16 protein-coding genes and 1 pseudogene are annotated in these 17,437 nt (G+C 63.9%); 5 read left to right on the forward strand and 12 right to left on the reverse strand.

Annotated features, from left to right (window positions below; all coding sequences use genetic code 11):
- Positions 1 to 9: 9 nt before the first annotated feature.
- Together QZ814_RS11075 and QZ814_RS11080 are read left to right on the forward strand one after the other, a co-directional pair.
- Positions 10 to 1,164: a Ca2+-dependent phosphoinositide-specific phospholipase C gene (locus QZ814_RS11075; protein ID WP_294331990.1), complete on the forward strand. Its 1,155-nt coding sequence runs from the start codon at positions 10 to 12 to the stop codon at positions 1,162 to 1,164.
- A gap of 43 nt (positions 1,165 to 1,207) precedes the next feature.
- A complete protein-coding gene (locus tag QZ814_RS11080) occupies positions 1,208 to 2,470 on the forward strand; it encodes an MFS transporter (RefSeq protein WP_294331992.1) in 1,263 nt (420 codons plus the stop codon).
- Here the strand turns inward: QZ814_RS11080 and QZ814_RS11085 are convergent.
- The 6 genes from QZ814_RS11085 to QZ814_RS11110 all read right to left on the reverse strand — a co-directional run bounded on the left by QZ814_RS11085 (position 2,447) and on the right by QZ814_RS11110 (position 8,941).
- Positions 2,447 to 3,643: a TetR family transcriptional regulator gene (locus QZ814_RS11085; RefSeq protein ID WP_294331995.1), complete on the reverse strand. Its 1,197-nt coding sequence runs from the start codon at positions 3,641 to 3,643 to the stop codon at positions 2,447 to 2,449. The two genes, QZ814_RS11080 and QZ814_RS11085, sit on opposite strands and share 24 nt — an antisense overlap.
- 170 nt (positions 3,644 to 3,813) lie before the next feature.
- The gene (locus tag QZ814_RS11090) at positions 3,814 to 4,959 is read right to left on the reverse strand and encodes a DUF2827 domain-containing protein (protein WP_294331998.1); all 1,146 of its coding nucleotides are present in this window, start codon (positions 4,957 to 4,959) and stop codon (positions 3,814 to 3,816) included.
- Positions 4,960 to 4,962: 3 nt separating this feature from the next.
- Complete coding sequence (locus tag QZ814_RS11095) at positions 4,963 to 5,517, reverse strand: hypothetical protein (RefSeq protein WP_294332001.1); 555 nt, start codon at positions 5,515 to 5,517, stop codon at positions 4,963 to 4,965.
- Entirely contained in the window at positions 5,514 to 6,671 is a 1,158-nt protein-coding gene (locus tag QZ814_RS11100) for a DUF2827 domain-containing protein (RefSeq protein ID WP_294332004.1), read from the reverse strand. The genes QZ814_RS11095 and QZ814_RS11100 overlap by 4 nt, the downstream gene beginning before the upstream one ends.
- Positions 6,668 to 7,789: a DUF2827 family protein gene (locus QZ814_RS11105; RefSeq protein ID WP_294332007.1), complete on the reverse strand. Its 1,122-nt coding sequence runs from the start codon at positions 7,787 to 7,789 to the stop codon at positions 6,668 to 6,670. Before QZ814_RS11105 ends, QZ814_RS11100 begins: the two co-directional genes overlap by 4 nt.
- Before the next feature lie 117 nt (positions 7,790 to 7,906).
- A complete protein-coding gene (locus QZ814_RS11110) occupies positions 7,907 to 8,941 on the reverse strand; it encodes a YadA-like family protein (RefSeq protein WP_294332008.1) in 1,035 nt (344 codons plus the stop codon).
- On the opposite strand from QZ814_RS11110, the gene QZ814_RS11115 reads away from it, so the two are divergent.
- Positions 8,925 to 9,911 (forward strand): hypothetical protein, encoded by a 987-nt coding sequence (locus tag QZ814_RS11115; RefSeq protein ID WP_294332012.1) that lies wholly within the window; start codon positions 8,925 to 8,927, stop codon positions 9,909 to 9,911. The two genes, QZ814_RS11110 and QZ814_RS11115, sit on opposite strands and share 17 nt — an antisense overlap.
- Positions 9,912 to 9,932: 21 nt before the next feature.
- Positions 9,933 to 11,093, forward strand: a complete 1,161-nt coding sequence (locus QZ814_RS11120; RefSeq protein WP_294332015.1) for a hypothetical protein — start codon at positions 9,933 to 9,935, stop codon at positions 11,091 to 11,093.
- On the opposite strand, the pseudogene QZ814_RS19210 reads toward QZ814_RS11120, so the two are convergent.
- The 4 genes and pseudogenes from QZ814_RS19210 to QZ814_RS11135 all read right to left on the reverse strand — a co-directional run.
- Positions 11,027 to 11,659: pseudogene (locus QZ814_RS19210) on the reverse strand (hypothetical protein); the annotation flags it as partial. The gene QZ814_RS11120 and the pseudogene QZ814_RS19210 sit on opposite strands and share 67 nt — an antisense overlap.
- 174 nt (positions 11,660 to 11,833) lie before the next feature.
- Positions 11,834 to 12,412, reverse strand: a complete 579-nt coding sequence (locus QZ814_RS11125; RefSeq protein ID WP_365898545.1) for a DUF4019 domain-containing protein — start codon at positions 12,410 to 12,412, stop codon at positions 11,834 to 11,836.
- A gap of 29 nt (positions 12,413 to 12,441) precedes the next feature.
- Complete coding sequence (locus QZ814_RS11130; RefSeq protein WP_294332017.1) at positions 12,442 to 12,597, reverse strand: hypothetical protein; 156 nt, start codon at positions 12,595 to 12,597, stop codon at positions 12,442 to 12,444.
- Positions 12,594 to 13,961 (reverse strand): EAL domain-containing protein, encoded by a 1,368-nt coding sequence (locus QZ814_RS11135; protein WP_294332019.1) that lies wholly within the window; start codon positions 13,959 to 13,961, stop codon positions 12,594 to 12,596. Before QZ814_RS11135 ends, QZ814_RS11130 begins: the two co-directional genes overlap by 4 nt.
- Before the next feature lie 121 nt (positions 13,962 to 14,082).
- Here QZ814_RS11135 and QZ814_RS11140 point away from each other — a divergent pair, with 121 nt between their 5' ends.
- Complete coding sequence (locus QZ814_RS11140) at positions 14,083 to 14,700, forward strand: tyrosine-type recombinase/integrase (RefSeq protein ID WP_294332022.1); 618 nt, start codon at positions 14,083 to 14,085, stop codon at positions 14,698 to 14,700.
- A gap of 853 nt (positions 14,701 to 15,553) precedes the next feature.
- Here the strand turns inward: QZ814_RS11140 and QZ814_RS11145 are convergent.
- Entirely contained in the window at positions 15,554 to 16,153 is a 600-nt protein-coding gene (locus QZ814_RS11145; RefSeq protein ID WP_294332025.1) for a response regulator, read from the reverse strand.
- Positions 16,150 to 16,980 (reverse strand): HAMP domain-containing sensor histidine kinase, encoded by an 831-nt coding sequence (locus tag QZ814_RS11150; protein ID WP_294332028.1) that lies wholly within the window; start codon positions 16,978 to 16,980, stop codon positions 16,150 to 16,152. The genes QZ814_RS11145 and QZ814_RS11150 overlap by 4 nt, the downstream gene beginning before the upstream one ends.
- Positions 16,981 to 17,437: the final 457 nt, after the last annotated feature.

Consider the following 17,437-nt stretch of genomic DNA (forward strand, 5'->3'; position numbering starts at 1 on the left):
GCCACGGGCATGGCCTCGCCGGGCAGGGGCCAGAACGCCCCCCCGCCCGAGGCGAGCGAGATTCCCGAGTCAACGCCCCTCAACCACCTCCAGGTGCTCGGCACGCACAACAGCTACGCGCTCGGGGTCGACCCGCGCGTGGCGGCGATGCTCGATGCGCGCCTGCCGCCGGCGAGCAAGATGCTGGCGCTTCTGCCGCCCGACCAACGGCGTGAGATCGCGATCGCGCATCCGAACGACGTGCGCTTTTCCGAAGCGCTGAACTACCGGCATCCCAGCCTGACCCGGCAGCTGGAGCTGGGCGTTCGCGCGGTCGAGCTGGATGTGCACTCCGATCCCCGGGGCGGCGCCTATGCCGATCCCGCCGCCTATCGCCTCCTGCGCAGCCAGGGGATCGACGACCTGCTGCCGTTCGATCGCGCCGCGCTTGCGACGCCGGGGTTGAAAGTGCTGCACCTGCCGGACGTCGACGTTCGCAGTTCGTGCCCGACGTTCCGCCAGTGCCTGGCCGAGCTGAAGCGCTGGTCCGACGCGCATCCGCGGCACATCCCCATCTTCGTGCTGGTGGAGGCCAAGGTGCAGTCGCTGCCGATCCTGCCCGGCGCCTCGTCCAGCCCGCCGTTCACGCGCACCGACTATGACGAGATCGACCGGGTGATCGCAGAGGTGATCGGCCGCGATCGCCTGGTCACGCCCGACGACGTTCGTGGCGCGCACGCCACGCTGGAAGAGGCGGTGCTGGCCGGCAACTGGCCGACCTTGGGGCAGGCGCGCGGAAAGTTCCTGTTCCAGCTGATCACCGCGACCGGGCATGACGGCGCGGCGGCGTATCTCGAGGGGCATCCCGGTCTGAAGGGGCGGCTGGCCTTTCTCGACTCCCAGCCCGGCCAGCCGCATGCCGCGTTCATTCTCGACGACAACGCGCTGGCCCGCGGTGCCGAAATCCGCAGCGCGGTCGCCAAGGGCTATATGGTCCGAACGCGCACCGACATCGACACCTACGAGGCCAAGGTCAACGACCGCACACGGGCGGATGCCGCGTTCGCCACGAACGCCCAGATCGTTTCGACCGACTTCGAGCAAAGCGGCAACGGCTATGGCACGCCCTATGTCGTGCAGCTTCCCGGCAGCGCGGTCGCGCGACAGGTGACATCCACCCACTGACCGAACGCCATCACGGCTCCCCTATCATCAAGAAGGCGCTCGCATGAGCTCACCCACGATCTCGCGCTGGGGGCGACACCCCTTGCTCATCAGCTACGCTTCGGTACATCTCGGCATCAGCCTGCTCTGGGCGGGCGAGGAACTCCTGTGCCTCTACATCATGATCCGCTTTCTCGCGCTGCCCTCCGGCCTTGCAGGGGGACTTTTTCTGGCCAGCGCGCTGGCAAATGCGGTCTGCGACGGCCTCGTCGGCCGCGCGATCATTCGTTTCGCCTGGCTGCGCCGGGCAATGCCGTGGCTGGCCTGTCTGGCGATCCTCGTGGCATCGGCGGGCTTTGCCGCGCTGCCCCTGCTGGCGCCGCGCAATCCCTGGAGCGCCATGCTGTTCCTGCTGGTCTTCCGGCTTGGCTACAGCGTCGCAGACGTGCCGCATAACGGCCTTACCCGTCATCTTGCCGCGCGCGGTGCCGATCTGATGGCGGCGCGGGTTCGCGCGATCGGATCGGCGGTCGCCACCCTCGCGATAGCGTTCGTCGCGGCGCTGATTCAGGCCGGCACCGGCAGCGATCCCCACCGCGCGGCGATGCTGGTCGGCTGCGTGGCATTGACGGCGCTCGCCTTGATGACCCCGCTTCCGTTTCTTCTGCGCGGCGATAGTCTCCACATCGAGCAACCGGAAACGGACCTCGCGCCGCGATGGTCCCCCGCCGTTTGGCGCTTCTGCGCTGCGACCATGCTGGGCATCGCACCGATCGCCGCGACGGCGCAGGCGTTGCTGCACATCGATGTGGTGAAAGGGGTACTCGGCCCGCTGGCGCTGCTGGTCGCCACCGTCGCCCGACTGGGTGCGATATGGCTATGGTCGCCCGTCGCGCGCCGCATCGGCAGCCGGCAGGCGCTCGGCTGGGCCTATGTCGTCTGTGGCATCACCGCCCTGCTTCTTCCCTGGACGAAGAGCATGGGAAATGCGGTAACGCTGTTGCTTGCCTGGTTCGGCCTGGGCAGCGGCGGCGTCGCGTTCCTGAGCTGGGCCGTGTTGACCGACGCGATCAAGCGCGACGGCCAAAGCGGTGCGGCGCGCTTCACCGCAGCGTTCAGTGTCTACACCATGGCGACCAAGATCGCGCTCGGCCTGGCCGCGTTGCTGGTGGGGATCTGGCTGTCCTCCATCGGTGTCAGCACGCACGCCGATCCCCACCAGTTCCTGATGTTCGGCCTGTTCGTCATGCTCGCCTGCAGCCTGGCGGGCGTCGCCATTGCCCGCGAGCCCGCGCATGCCCGTTCAGGCGGATTCCGCGATGCCTGACGGGCGCCGCAACCGGGCAATATCCTCGATCTTCAGCCACCCCGGACGATCGAAGCCGCCCCGCGCCTGCATCGCCAGGAAGTTGCCGACGATGATCAACGCCGCGGACTGGACGGCTGCGTCGTCGATCGGCGCGTCGGCCGACAACGCCGCACGCAGCGCGTCCCGCCCGTTCTCGGCGCGCCGTCGGCGCATATCCAGCGCGAACGGCACGAGCTGCGGATCGCGCGCTGCCGCCAGGGCAAGGGCGTGGGTCGATCGCATCAACGCCGCCCAGGATTGGTACCGCGCAGACCCCGCAGGCTCGTGCAATTCGTCTCGCATGTTCATCACCAGCGCGCCGAAGCCGGCGTCGAGCAGATCGGTGCGGGTTCGGAAATAATGCGCGACGCTGGAATTCGAAACTCCCGCGCGCGCCGCGACCGCCCGATGCGATACCGCCGCAACCCCCTGCTCCGCGATCAGCGAGGCGATCGCCGCCGCCACTTCCGCGCGCTTGGTTCCCGCGGACAAGTCGACCGGCAGCGGCGCTTCCGCACTCTCGCTACCGGTCGCCGCCACCAGTTGCGCGAAATGCACGGACAGGCCGACTTCGCCGCCCGCCAGCCGGGCGGCGAGGCGCTCGACGGTGGCCGCGCGGAGCAGCCGGTACTCGGCATTGCTACCTGCAGCGAGCGAGAACGGAAGTTCGTCGCGAATGTAATTCGCGATAGCACATCCGAAGATCCCCGCCTCCTCGGCCGGCAGATGCGCCAGCATCACCTCCCGCCAGAACGCATCCTGCGCGTCCAGCACCGCGGCCATCCCCGGATAGGTGCTGGGATTGGCCCCGGCTTCGAGCAACAACTCGCAACCCGCCAGCGTCGCCACGCGGCGCCCTTGGCATGCATCTTCGAACCACGTCGTGATGACCGCTGCGAGAATGGAGGGAGAGGCCAGATTCAACGCTTTCACGCGCTGGCGCCAAATTGCCTGCACCTCCTGCTGGTCAAGATGTTCCCGCTCCAGCAATTGCTTGAGCAAGGCCGCCTTGTCACCGATCCGATAGCTGAGCGAACCCAGCGAAATCCCGACATCCTGCGCGATCGTGCGAAGGCTGAGACCACGCATTCCTTCGGCAGCAATCCGAGCACGCGCTGCATCGATCAGTTGCCGAACATGTGAATTGGTCATGTCAGCGCACCAATGCCGCCGTCCCGGCCGCGAGGCAATCCGTCATACGCACTGGGCACACTCCCTCGGTTAGCAAACACAGTCATTTGAACTTCTTCCTGAATGGTCAGAAATGCGGGCGATAGAATTCGCGGACACACGTCGTTGCGCGGAAACCGATTTTTTCTGCGCTAGCGATGGCGCGCGACAGTGCTGGCGCGGCTCAGCAGGCCGAATAGAAGATCATCATATTGGTCCGCCAACGCGCGATTGGTTGCGAGGAAGCGCTGAATTCGGCGGCGTTGGCGATCACGATAGGGCTGCCATTCGGCATCGTGCCGCGCACAGACGCCAAGGATGTGACGCTCGGCCACATCCACGGCGTTTTCCGGATAGTAATAGCCAAGATCCCGGACGATCTGCGCATTGTGGATCAACGGATATCCCTGCCAGCAGCATTCGAGATAGAAATAGTTCAGCGGCAGGCCCCACTGGTGCGACACCACGATATCGGTGTGGGAACTGAGGAAATCGGGCGTGCGGACGCGGTCGAGGAACACCGCCTTCCCCGCCTTCACGATGTCGAGATGCCGCATCAGACCGGCGAACTCCCGATCCGCCAGCGCCATATCCTTGCTGTTGGCGACGTACAGCATCTCGAAGCGGTCTGGCGCGACCCGGAAGGCGCGCTCTGTCGCCAGGATCGGATAGAGGCAGAATTTCAGCACGTCGATGTTGGGCTCGATCACCGCCACGCGGCGGGGCGCCTCGCGGGGACGGTACTCGCCTCCATGGGGAAGCGCCGCGGCGACGCTCTCGATGGCCATCGGATCCCACACAAAGGGGACCTCCCGTGCCGGACATCGGCGCAGCGTCTGCAGCAACGGAAGCGTCGTGCCCGAGACCTGCGGTATCGCCCAGAGCTCGTCATAGTGCTGGTTGATGAAGATCGAGTCCCATAGCGGGCGCCCGAAGATCATGGCCTCGATGTTCTGGACATATTCCGGCCCGCAACAATAGCTGACGAGCCGCGTCCCCTGCCCCTTGATCCGGGCGGTCTGCTCCGGGGAAATCTGCCCGCCCAGTTCGATCACCACGTCCAGCCCGTCACAGGCCTCGTCGAACGACGCCGTGGGAAAGGCCTTCAAGTCCCAGGGGAGTGCGGGGGTGATCGCAACATCCGTCGTGTTGAGCAGCACGACGTCATGGCCGAGAGGCGAGGTACGGAAGAGCTTGGCGAGGAACAGCGCATTCTGCTTGATGCCGTTGCTCCAGAGGCTTTCATCCGGTGCACGCAAGCCAATCGTGACACCGATGCGCAAAGGCCGACGCGCCATATTCTATCCTGTCCAATTGAGGGAAGCCTGGCGCCGAAGGACGAGGCAGCCGCCGTTGCTGCTGATCAGGCTGTAGGTCTCGCCCGCCTGACGCGGGTTCTGATACACCGTGATGCCGTCGATCAGCTGGCCGGAGGGGAAGCCGCCAAGGTCGGCCGCCGCGACGGCCGAGCATGCCCGAGGCGCGTAGGAAACGCGTTCGACCAGCACCGCACAACCTGCGGGGGACGGGATCGCCGCGATCGTGAGCGCAGCACGAAGCGTGCCGTTGCCCAGACCGGTCATCGAGAAGAACGGTGCGCTGTCGGGCACCTTGCGATCCCAGTCGATGATGATGTCTTGCAGGGTCGCCCCTGCGGTACCGCGCTGGGCGATGGCCGTGATCATCGGCAGGCAGCGTTTCACGCCGACCGTCCGTGCCGCCGCTACCACCAGTGGCTCCTTCGGCGGCGGCGCAGCCTTCGGCCCTGCGGCCGCCATCTGCCCCAGCAGGAAGCCGCCAAGCGCCATCGGCACCGCCACCGTCAGCCTGGCGCGCCACACGATCCGCCCGCTCATTGCTCCCGCTTCCGCGCGACGACCGCCTGCAGCACGCTGCCATAGGCAGCGATGTTCGCTTCCGCATCGGGATCCAGCTGCCGCAACAAGGATTGCGCCTGCGCGCGATAGGCGTCGAGGTTGCGATCATGCCCCGCCAGCGCCTGGCGAAGCGCCAGCGCTCCATCCTGCGGATCGAACGAGCGGTACCGATAGCCGCAGTCGTTGAGCAGGTGCGAGTTGTGGATCAGCGGAAATCCGCCGTACAGGGCTTCGTAATACACATAATTCTGGGCATTTTCCCAGTGATGCGAGACGATCGCGTCCGCCGCGCGCCCCATGACGTGGAAAATCGGAAATCGCGGCTCGAAGGTCGCCAGCCCCTGATTCACCAGGTCCATCGACCGTGCATAGGCAACGAAATCCGCCTGCTCCTTCAGCGCCATGCCGTTGTACACCTGCAGGAGCTCGATCGCGTTCGGATCCTGCCGGTGGGCAACGTCGCACAACAGCAACGGCAGGTGGCAGGTCTTGACCGTACAGATGTTGGGTTCGACCACGGCCACGCGCCATCGACGCCGGCCGGGCCGATATTCGAACGGCTCCTCGACGCCTGCCTTCGCCTTCGCGCGTTCGAGGAGCGTCGGATTCCACAGGTGCTGCATCACCCGAACCGGGGCACGAAAGCCGCTCCGATAATAGGGCGCGCAGGTCTTCTCGAAGGCGGGGAGCGTCCAGATCTCGTCGTACGGCACGCCCGACATCAACAATGCGGGCGGCAATTCGAAGATCATCCGCTCGACATCGATCACGAAATCGTTTGCGACCCGCATGCCGATGATGCGCCCGCCCCGCCCCGCAAACTGCCGGCCCCACTCGGGATCGAGCTGGGCGCTGAGCTCGATGATCACGTCAAGTTCGTTCATCGCCTCGGTGAGCGTGAGCACCGGCGCCGGCGCCTGTTGCAGGAAATCGCCGGCAGCGGCGGGATCGCCCGGCCCCCCGTTGACGATGAAACAGCGCTCGACGACCGGCGATTGCGCCAGCAGCATCAGAAGAAAATAGCAGTTCTGGAAAATGCCGTTTTCCCAGAGGGACTGGCTGCCGTCGCGGATGAACAGGGTAACCCCGACCTTGAGCCGGGGGCCGACCGCACGCGCACTCGTCGCGATCATGCGCGACGCCTTTCCGCAACCGCGACCAGGTCCAGCAGCCTGCGCGCATAGGCGTTCTGATTATGCCGGTCGAACGGGCTGAGGCTTGCGATCTTGGTCGCCGCCGCGGCCTTGTAGGCCGGCAACTCCCGATCGTGCTCCCGGCAGGCCCGCAAGAACTGATGCGCACCGGCGGCCACGTCCGATTCCGGATAATAATATCCCACCTGCGCAAACAGAGGAGAATTGTGAATCAGTGGGTACCCCCCCGCAATTGCGTCCAGATAAAGATAGTTCTGCGAACACTCCAGTTGATGGCTGACGACGACATTCGCCCCGCGCCCCATCACATGGGAGAAAAAGTCGCGATGATGCAGCGAGACTTTGCCATTTCGGTACAAGTTACTGCTTTCCATCAGCGCAGCGAAGGTACCGTGCTCGGCCAGATGCGCCGCGTTCATGAACCGGACGGCAGCGATGGCCTGCGGGTCGATCCGCTCGACTTCCTCCGCGATCAGGAAGGGGATGATCCCCATCTTGATGGGAGACAGATTGGGCTCGAAAATTGCGACGGTTGCCGGCTCCGAAGACAACGCCCCCTTTCGGTAGCCGAAGCTTTCCCCATCACCGGCAAAGCTCTCCACGAGGAAATTCGGTGCCCACAGATAGGGCACGATGGTGACCGGGCAGCGGTGAATGCTGCCTACCATCGCCGCGAACGGCGCGTCCTTCTCGAGCAGCCAGACCTCGTCGCAGCGATCCGGGCGGACGAAGCAGCCAGTGCGCCCGAAGGTCGTATGATCGACGATCGCGGCGTAGGGCTGCCCACAAATATGATAGGCAATGCGGCCGCCGCGGGCGCGAAACCGATCGATCCATTCGGAATCCAGCGCGCCGGACACCTCGATCGCTACGTCGATCGAATCCATCGCGTCGCGCAGCGCCAACAGCGGAAAGCGCGCACCCGCTTCGCCTGCACCTGCCGGTACGGCGTCGTTATCACCGCAGTTCAGCAGATATACCGCTTCGACGAAGGGCAGTTGCTGGCACAGCGTGGCAAGGTGATACACGTTCTGCCCGATGCCGTTGTTCCAGATATTCTGGTCAGCCTGGGTGAAGATGGAAATCCCGATGCGCATGAAATACTCGTGATGGTCCGCACGTAATAATAAAAAGGGAAGTGCGGGCGGGCATGATCCCGCACTTCCCCGCTCCGGAGCCGTTGGGGGACTATTCGCCCCGGAGCAGCGACGCGTTTACCAACCGAAGGCGATGCCGGCGCCGTACACCGACTTGCCTCCGGAGATAGACGCACCCGCTTTCACTTTGACATTGTCGCCAATCCGACCCGTGATACCGAGGCCGACTGCCTGATATCCGTCGATCCCGGCGACACTCATGCCGATGGAGACGCGCTGATCCGGATCGATGTCCGGGATCATCGCAATGGCCGTCGCTCCGGCGATACCGAACGAGGTCGACCGTGCGAGGTCATAGACCTGGTTCTGTACACCGGCGATCTGGTTGCCCAGCGCGGCGTTCGACCGCTCGAGCTGACCGACCGTCGCCGCATCCGATGCGGCAATGCCGTCGGCCACGTTGGTGATGCGACGGGTCTGATCCGCCGACCCCACCGAGACCGTGTTCGGGCCGCTGGCCGTGCTGCGGTCGCCGAGCACGACGGCGCCGTCATTGCCCGCCGCGACGTTGACGTTGTTGCCCAGCACGAAGACCCCGTTCGACGCGACGGTGTTGTTGTTGCCGACGACGTAGCTTCCGTTGCCGCTGACGACGTTGGGATCGCCGATCGCGCCCGAGCTATCGCCGCTGACGACATTGGCATAGCCGATGGCAATGGACTGGTTGCCGGTCGCCTTGTTGTTGTAGCCCACGGCCGTCGCACCGCTGCCGCCGGCAACCGCGCGGAACCCGATGGCGGTCCCGTTCGTCGCTTCCGCCCTGGCGTTCGAGCCATAGGCCGTCGCACCGTCTCCCAGTGCAGCGGAGCAAAGCCCGGTAGCCGTCGTATCGATCCCTTGCACCGTGCGACAGGACGGGGCTTCCACCGTCTTGATGGTATCCCCGCTTGCCCCGCGGGTGTTGAAGGTGTTCGAACTCTGGACACCGCCTGCGATGACGGCGACCGCCTGCGTGCCCGAGCCGACGACCGGAAGCAGCGGCGCCAGCGCGGTGCTGATGGAAGCCACATCCTGCGCCGTGGTCGTGGAGAGCGACACCAGGCCGGTCGATACCGACGCCAGGCCGGAGCTCGTGGTGGTCGAGAGGCTCACGAGACCCGAGGAAACGGTCGCAACATCGCTGGCCACGGTGCTGAGGCTGGTGGACGTCGACGTCGAGAGCGACGTGATGCCGCTGGTTGCCGCACTCAGCCCGGTCGAGGTCGAGGTCGACAGCGACGTCACGTTGCTGTCCGTCGTGCTCAGCCCGGTCGACAGCGACGTGATGCCGCTGGTCGCCGTGCTCAGCCCGGTCGAGGTCGACGTCGACAGCGACGTGATCCCGCTGGTCGCCGCACTCAGCCCGGTCGAAGTCGACGTCGACAGCGACGTGATGCCGCTGGTCGCCGCGCTCAGTCCGGTCGAGGTCGACGTCGAGAGCGACGTGATCCCGCTGGTCGCCGTGCTCAGCCCGGTCGAGGTCGACGTCGACAGCGACGTCACGTTGCTGTCCGTCGTGCTCAGGCCGGTCGACAGCGACGTGATCCCGCTCGTCGCCGTGCTCAGCCCGGTCGACAACGACGCGATGCCGCTGGTCGCCGCGCTCAGCCCGGTCGAGGTCGAGGTCGACAGCGACGTGATGCCACTCGTCGCCGCGCTCAGGCCCGTCGAGGTCGAGGTCGAAAGTGCCGCAACGTTGCTGTCGGTAGTGCTCAAACCGGTCGACAGCGACGTGATCCCGCTGGTTGCCGCGCTCAGCCCGGTCGAGGTCGAGGTCGAAAGTGCCGCAACGTTGCTGTCCGTCGTGCTCAGCCCGGTCGACAGCGACGTGATCCCGCTCGTCGCGTTGCTCAGGCCCGTCGAGGTCGAGGCAGACAGCGCCGCAACGTTGCTGTCCGTCGTACTCAGACCGGTCGACAGCGACGTGATCCCGCTCGTCGCGTTGCTCAGGCCCGTCGAGGTCGAGGTAGACAGCGCCGCCACGTTGCTGTCCGTCGTACTCAGACCGGTCGACAGCGACGTGATCCCGCTCGTCGCATTGCTCAGGCCGGTCGAGGTCGAGGTCGACAGGCTAACCATATAGCTTGCCTGACTATTCAAGACATTGCTTTGCTGGCTGAACCGCGTCGAGGTCGAGGTCGACAGGCTCAGTAAAGTGCTGGAGTTACTAGCTAAGGTGCTTGCGTTGGAACTCAGCTTGGTCGAGGTCGAGGTCGACAGCGCCGCCAGGTTGCTGTCGGTCGTGCTCAGACCGGTCGACAGCGACACGATGCCGCTGGTCGCATTGCTCAGCCCCGTCGACGTCGAGGTCGACAATGCCGTCACGTTGCTGTTGGTCGTGCTCAGGCCAGTCGAGGTCGAAGTCGACAACGACGTGATGCCGCTGCTTGCCGCGCTCAATCCGGTCGAGGTCGAGGTCGACAGCGACGTGATCCCGCTCGTCGCCGCGCTCAGCCCCGTCGAGGTCGAGGTCGACAGAGACGTGATCCCACTGGTCGCTGCACTCAGCCCCGTCGACGTCGAGGTCGACAAGGCCGTCACGTTGCTGTTGGTCGTGCTCAGGCCGGTCGAGGTCGAGGTCGACAGCGACGTGATCCCGCTCGTCGCCGCACTCAGCCCGGTCGACGTCGAGGTCGACAAGGCCGCCACCCGGCTGTCGGTCGTGCTCAGACCCGTCGACACCGACGTGATCCGACTATCCGCACCCGACAGACCCGTCGACGTCGAAGTCGATAGCGACGTCACGTTGCTGTTGGTCGTGCTCAAACCGGTCGAGGTCGAGGTCGACAGCGACGTGATGCCGCTCGTCGCCGCGCTCAGCCCCGTCGACGTCGAGGTCGACAGCGACGTGATCCCACTGGTCGCTGCACTCAGCCCCGTCGACGTCGAGGTCGACAAGGCTGCCACCCGGCTGTCGGTCGTGCTCAGACCCGTCGACACCGACGTGATCCGACTGTTCGCGCCCGACAGACCCGTCGACGTCGAGGTCGATAGCGACGTCACGTTGCCGTTGGTCGTGCTCAGGGCCGTCGAGGTCGAGGTCGACAAGGCCGTCACGTTGCCGTTGGTCGTACTCAGGGCCGTCGAGGTCGAGGTCGACAGCGAGGTGATCCCACTGGTCGCCGCGCTCAGCCCCGTCGACGTCGAGGTCGACAGCGTCGCCAGGCTGGTATTGGTATTGGCAATGCTGGTGGACAGCGAAGATCGTACCGCGAACAGCTGCCCACCATTGACCGCATATGTGCTGTTTGCCGTGAGCGCCTGAGCGGCGATATTGTTGAGTGTATTTCCGGTCACGCCCGTGATGACGTCGGCACCTTCCTTCATCAAGGAATTAGTATTTCCCGTCTTGAAGTCGATAACCTGCTTTGTCGAATTAACTTCCACAAGGGCAAACGCACCGTTTCCATTATCCGAGTATAACTGAGCTATAGAATCCCCTATCGCCCCACCCCGCGACGAGTCAGTAAAGCAGTTATTCTGGTTGGCAGAAACCACAGAAGGATTTCTACTATCAACGGTGGCCGTATTAGTGTTTGCCGTGCCTTGCGTGCTAGCATTACCCGTCACACACAAAAGACTATATGGAGGAGTTTGAGCAAAGGCTTCCCCCGGGACCGCCACGGCGCCGGCAGCTGCAAGCATATACAGAAAGCCGGTCGAGCTCAGACTTGCCACTGTTCCCGCAGCAATCCCCGGTTCGCCCACGGTGGGTCGCGAAAACGAAACGCGAACACCTCCAGCGGACCCGACAGCACCGACCCCCGCCTTGCGGCCGAAGACGACATACATCGACGACATCCGCAGGATCGCCATCACCCGACGGCGCATGTTCTTGCTCAGCGCCCCGTCGATTCCGACGATCCGCCCGACATTCGCACCAAGCCGCCGGCTCGATGCCGACCTTCCATTTACGCTATTCTCGTTCACAATAATTCCCCTTGAAACCGAACAATATGCACACCAACATAATCAAACCATACTGTCCGGCCCGACAGACAATATTCACATCGTTTTTTTATTTATTTGGTAATCAGCAAGAAGCCACGCACCACTTTTCTCGTGGAAGAATGAAAGTACCTCGGTTCTTACTTCGTTTTTCCGATCTTCGCCCTTGGCGAGCACCAGCAAGCCCACCATCACGTATTCCCCCGCTGCAGTTCCTTTTGCATTGGGGGTGTCAGCGATCATTACCTGGCTGATACTTTGCCAGTTCCGTTGCACGACTTTCCCTGAGAGCTTTTTCTGCAAGTCCGCGACGAATGCGTCGCGCGTGAACCGCGCCTTCAGGATCGGCGAGACCTCGTCGTAGATCGCGCCGGCCTTGCCGGCGGCCGCCTGACTCGAAATCTGGTTCGCGACATTCAGAAATGCGTTGGGCGACAGCCACCGATCCGCCGAATTGGACAACGATGTCGTGGCATCCTGCCGTGCCGGCGCCGCCCCCTGCGGCGCACGCACCGCAGCAACCGCCCTAGCCTGTTCCGCACCCGGCTTTTGCCCGGCCAGATCCTGCCCAACCGCAGCCGTCCCACTGCACAGCGGAAGCAACGCGAGCAACATTCCATGACGCACAGCGATCAAGCGAGACACCCCATTTGTATTTGAAGAAATCATGCCGGTACCGAAAACAGTAGATGACAGATGCCGATGATCAGCCCCCACAAGAGCAGAGACAAAGGCAGGCCAAAGGCAAGTCCACGCCAGAAACGAGCACCATCGCCATCAAGATCGGGACCAAGCCCCTGCGGATCGATGTCTTCGCTCATCCGACCCACTCCGCTGCGACGTCTGACCACTGGAAGGGCGGAATGCGTGCCGGGCGGCCCGCATGCGCCTCGGGCCCGCGCCATGTCGGCGGACCGGCATAGGCGCCGCACCCCCACGCCACCCCCGCATCCAGCGCCATCTCCGCCTGGGCCGGCGCATCCACGCCCTCGGCCGCGACGATCGGCGCCAGTACGGCGGCAAGCGCGACAAACTGACGAAACAATGCGAGATCCCGCCCCCCGCGACCCGCCAGCCGGATCAGGAACGGATCGAGCATGATGACATCGGGCCGCAGCGCCAGGAGTCCGGCAAACGCCACCTGCCCGCCACCGAAGCCGTGCAGCACGATCTTGCAGCCGAGCCGGCGCAGCTGATCGGCCAGTTCGGCCGCGCCGCCGGGTGAAAGGGCGAACTGCCCGCAATCAATCGCGATGAGCAGGCGCTCCGCCCGCGCACGCTGCATGGCAAATTGGGACATCACACCATCCCACCATGCGGATCGCCGAAAACTGATCGCCGAGACCGATACGCATACCGCCCGCCCGCCGCTGCGCGCGACATGGTCCATCGCAAGCCGCACCAGCAACTGATCGAAGGCGGCAACCAGTTGCAGGCGCTCCAGGGCGCGATACCCGGCCTCCCGATCGATGACCTCGCCGACCACGCCCGGAATGGCGGCGACGGCGCGCATGTACAGCAGCGCGTCGTCATCGATCGCGCGAACCGGCTCCCAGGCGAACTGGAGTTCCCCCGACGCCAGCGCCGCATAGTGCCCGGCCGCCAGCGCCATGTCGCGCCGCACCCATTCCGATCGGGAGAATTGGGGCACGCTTCCGTCCCGCGGATGCGGCAGAAGGTTGCGCGCCTCGATCATCAAGTGATGCAGCACATCCTTGTCGTCACAGCGCGGCCCAGCATCGACCGCGCTCCACGACAGCGCGACATGCAGGTCCGGACCCGGTCCGGAGATCGGCTGGGACCCCAGCGCGAGGAGCCAGGAACCAACCTCCCCGCGCAGGAAATCATGCGACCCGGCACCGACTTCGGTGGCCGCACGCACCACGAAGCAGAATTCGTCCGGCGATTGCACGACGCACTCGCCGGCAACCGCAGAAGACGAGGCCAGCCGGCCTTGCAGCGCATGCCAGACCGCGCTGGAAGCCTCCATCGCCGCAGCACTGCCGAAAACGATACGGATCAAGTCGAGATTGTCGATGCGGACGACGACCGCCAATGCCGCCCATGCCGCATTGGGTGCGTAGGCAGCATCGAGCGGCGCGGCATGAACGACGTCCGCGCGGGCGCTCAGCCCCCGATCGAAACGCCGCCAGAACCTCCCAACCCGCATCATCGTCCCCGCCACCGTACGGGAGGAACACCCCCCCATGGCGAGACGGAATAACTAGTTCTGTTACATGGTTGGACGATTGCGGTTTACGGCAACGCTCTGATATTACGTACAAATCAAACGATGGGTCGAAAACATGCAGCACATGATATATGATTCGAACGGCCAGCGAAAATATCTTACGACTTCGGAAAGAACCGCATTCTTAAAAGCCGCGAAAAACTTTGATGTCAGCACTTTCACGCTCTGCTGGCTTATTTCTGCAACCGGCTGCCGTATTTCCGAGGCCTTGTCGCTCACCACGAAAAGCATCGATATCCAGGCAAGATTGATCGTTATAGAATGCCTCAAAAAACGAAAGCGCGGCGTATTCCGAAGCATCCCAGTTCCCTTGGAGCTCATCAACTTCATTCTTGATGCCCATGATTTGCGAGCGCATGTCATGCAAGGGCGGGAAGCCTTGCGATTATGGACCTTTTCGCGGGTCACCGCGTATCGCCGAATTCGCAAAGTGATGGCTGCTGCAGGATTGAGTGGATCGCATGCAATGCCCAAAGGTCTCCGCCACTGCTTCGGCGTTGCCGCCATTCAATCGCAAGTGCCGCTGAACCTGGTGCAGCGATGGCTCGGGCACGCCGACATGCGCACGACCGCTATTTACGCCAGCGCCACCGGCCCGGAGGAGCGAAGCATCGCGCGACGCATGTGGCGGGCAAGTGCCATGACTTTCCCGGATCTATCGCAACGCGCCTGAACGGGCACTCGCAAGGCTGGACCTGGCGTCGGGAACGCGCAAAACGCCGGGCCTCCGGCGCCTTCCAGCCGCTTCGAACGCGCTATATGCCCGGATTTTACGGCGCCACGCTTGCGCCGCGAAACAAAACTAGTTATTCCGCTTCAAGAAATTATGCGTAAACCTTTGATATTTCAACGATCTTTCAAAACCCCTTTGTGTACGCATGATGAATAGCGGCACGATCGCCAGCGTCAATCCACCAATGCGTCCACATAGACCAAAGTCCATATGCACAAACAGTGCAGATGGTAAGAACAGCTGTACGCAGCAATATGTTTTTTGAACAATGCTTAGTATACGATAATTCTTATTAGATCGCTCATTTTATAAACATTGAACAGTTATCACAAGCGATACGATAGTACTGATGACCAGGCGGCGTGCTATCTCCAAGCTTCATGTCTGCTTTGTTTCGCGTCATCTGCAATCGGCACCTCCGAAACCGTCGCGGCAATTCGTAACGCTTTGCGTACCGATGCTGGACATTGTATTAGGTTACGCTACGTCCAGGCCGTTTTCGAGGCATCATGGCGTTCGAAATACGCCGCGCCAACATGATCGGGTCCGGCACGTCGGACATTTCACCGGAAGAGTCGCGAACCACGCCCCTGCCGATCGCAGCGGGAACGGTCCGCGATGTACGGAAGCCGCGATGGCGACGTCCTGCGACGCCTTCAGAGAATAGGGGGCAGGACATCAGCGCGCGCCGACGCGATGTCCGTCGCCGCGTGCGATTCCGCCACACCGCCCTCCCCGACCTCGTGTGTCGGCGGCGCCGGGCACGATCCGTCCGTGGCCGCGGTCGCCCAGCTCAGACAATCCGTTGCAGCTGACGCGACAGGTCCACCAGGGTAGTGACGCCCATCTTCTTCATGACCCGGGCGCGATGCACCTTCACGGTGCTCTCGGCCCGGCCCGAACGATAGGCGACCTGCTTGTTCCGCAAGCCGCTCGCGAGCAGATGCGCAATCTCCCGCTCCGCTTCGGTAAGGCTCTGGTAGGCGCGCGTCGCCGCCTGCAGCTGCACCTTGTCGAGTTGCCCGATATACAGCCGCTCGAACGCGCCATCCACGGCATCGATCAACGCCTGCGGGCGAAACGGCTTGACGAGAAACTCGTACGCCCCCGCCTTCATCGCGGCCACGGCATCTTCGACATAGGCGACCCCGCTCATGAAGATGATCTGCACGCTGCTGCAGCCCTGCAGCTTCTGCTGGAGTCGAAGGCCGCTGACGCCCTTCAGACGCAAGTCGATGACCAGCACGCCCGTCGGTTCGGGATGGCTCGTCAGGAAGGCATCCGCCGTCGGATAGGCGTGGGCGTCATAGCCGACTTTCAGCAGCAACTGGGTCAGCTCCTCACACATGAGCTCATCGTCGTCGACGACGAAGACCGGGCGCCCCGGGGTCAAGACGCATCTCCATGGCGCGCGATCGCGACCGGCAGCGCCACCGTGACGCACAGCCCTCCACCCGCACGATCATCGAAGGAAAGCGCGCCTCCAAGGCGCTCCACCAGACTGCCGCAGATGCGAAGCCCGAGGCCTGCGCCACCGCCGCCCGCCGCGCCCCATCGCAACTGGGAGCCGGGCACCCTCTGCCGGCGGTGATCGTGCAAGCCACGGCCATCGTCCTCGATACGGAGGTGGCACCATCCGTCGCGCGCGGCAGTCACGGCCATGACGATATTGCTGCATCCTGCGTGCCGGATGGCGTTGTCGACAAGGTTCATGACGATCCGGGAGATCCACCCTCGATCACACGCCACGACCACCGGCGTGTCGGGATCGATCGCAAGATGGAGCCGGGCGGATACCGCCTCCGCCTTGAGCTCGAGCAGCAGGAACAGTTCCTGCAGCAGCAGCCGGAGGTCGACAGGCGCCACCGTCCGCCCCCCGTCATGCACGTCTACAGCATGGAGGAACAAAAGGTCCTCGAGCAGGGTGACCAGGTGCTCGGCCGCGATGCGCACCCGGTCCGCGTCGCGCCTGCATTCGGCCGCGAGACTCGCGGTCTCCGAGAGACGGAGTGCAGCCAAGATCAAGCTGCCGACAGGCGAACGGATCTCGTGGCACATTTCGGCAAGCAGGTCTGCCGTGCGCGCGCCCGGACCATCGTGTGCGCCCGCCTCCGCAGCGGAATGATGGAAGAAGGCGCTGCAGCCCGCAGCCTCCGAACAGTTTCGCCCCTTCTCGCAACCGGCACCGCGGCTTTGGCCTCGTTCACGACCGACAGGCATTCCGACGGGCCCCTTCACAACCGACGCTCATTCCCACTTCCACGTCTAATACAGATGTACCACCTTATATAGCATAATATACCACACAAATCGTACGACTGTACTGTTTTGTCGGCCTGGGGGAATGAGCGGGCGAGTAGCATAAGGCGGTTCAGCCGGGGCAAGGCGCGCGTCGCGTGCAGGGTCGCGCACCGCCGTACGGCGGAGGGGGTGTACGGATGTTCGGCGGGAGGGGTCGCGCTGGGAATTGGCGACCTGGTTCAGGCGCTGCACATGGCCCATCTCGAGCACCAACGCCGCAGGGCAGGGCGGAGGGAAACGCCCCGCCCACGGCTTCCGCTCGATCTTGAAAACCTCGTAGCGAAAGCGCCAGCGCAATACCCGCAGGGCTGTATGAAGATACGGGCCGGCGCCGTCCGACAGCCGATCGGGCGATCGCGCGGCTTCTGTGCACGGA

It is taken from the genome of uncultured Sphingomonas sp. (genome assembly GCF_913777625.1).
Classification (GTDB): Bacteria; Pseudomonadota; Alphaproteobacteria; order Sphingomonadales; family Sphingomonadaceae; genus Sphingomonas.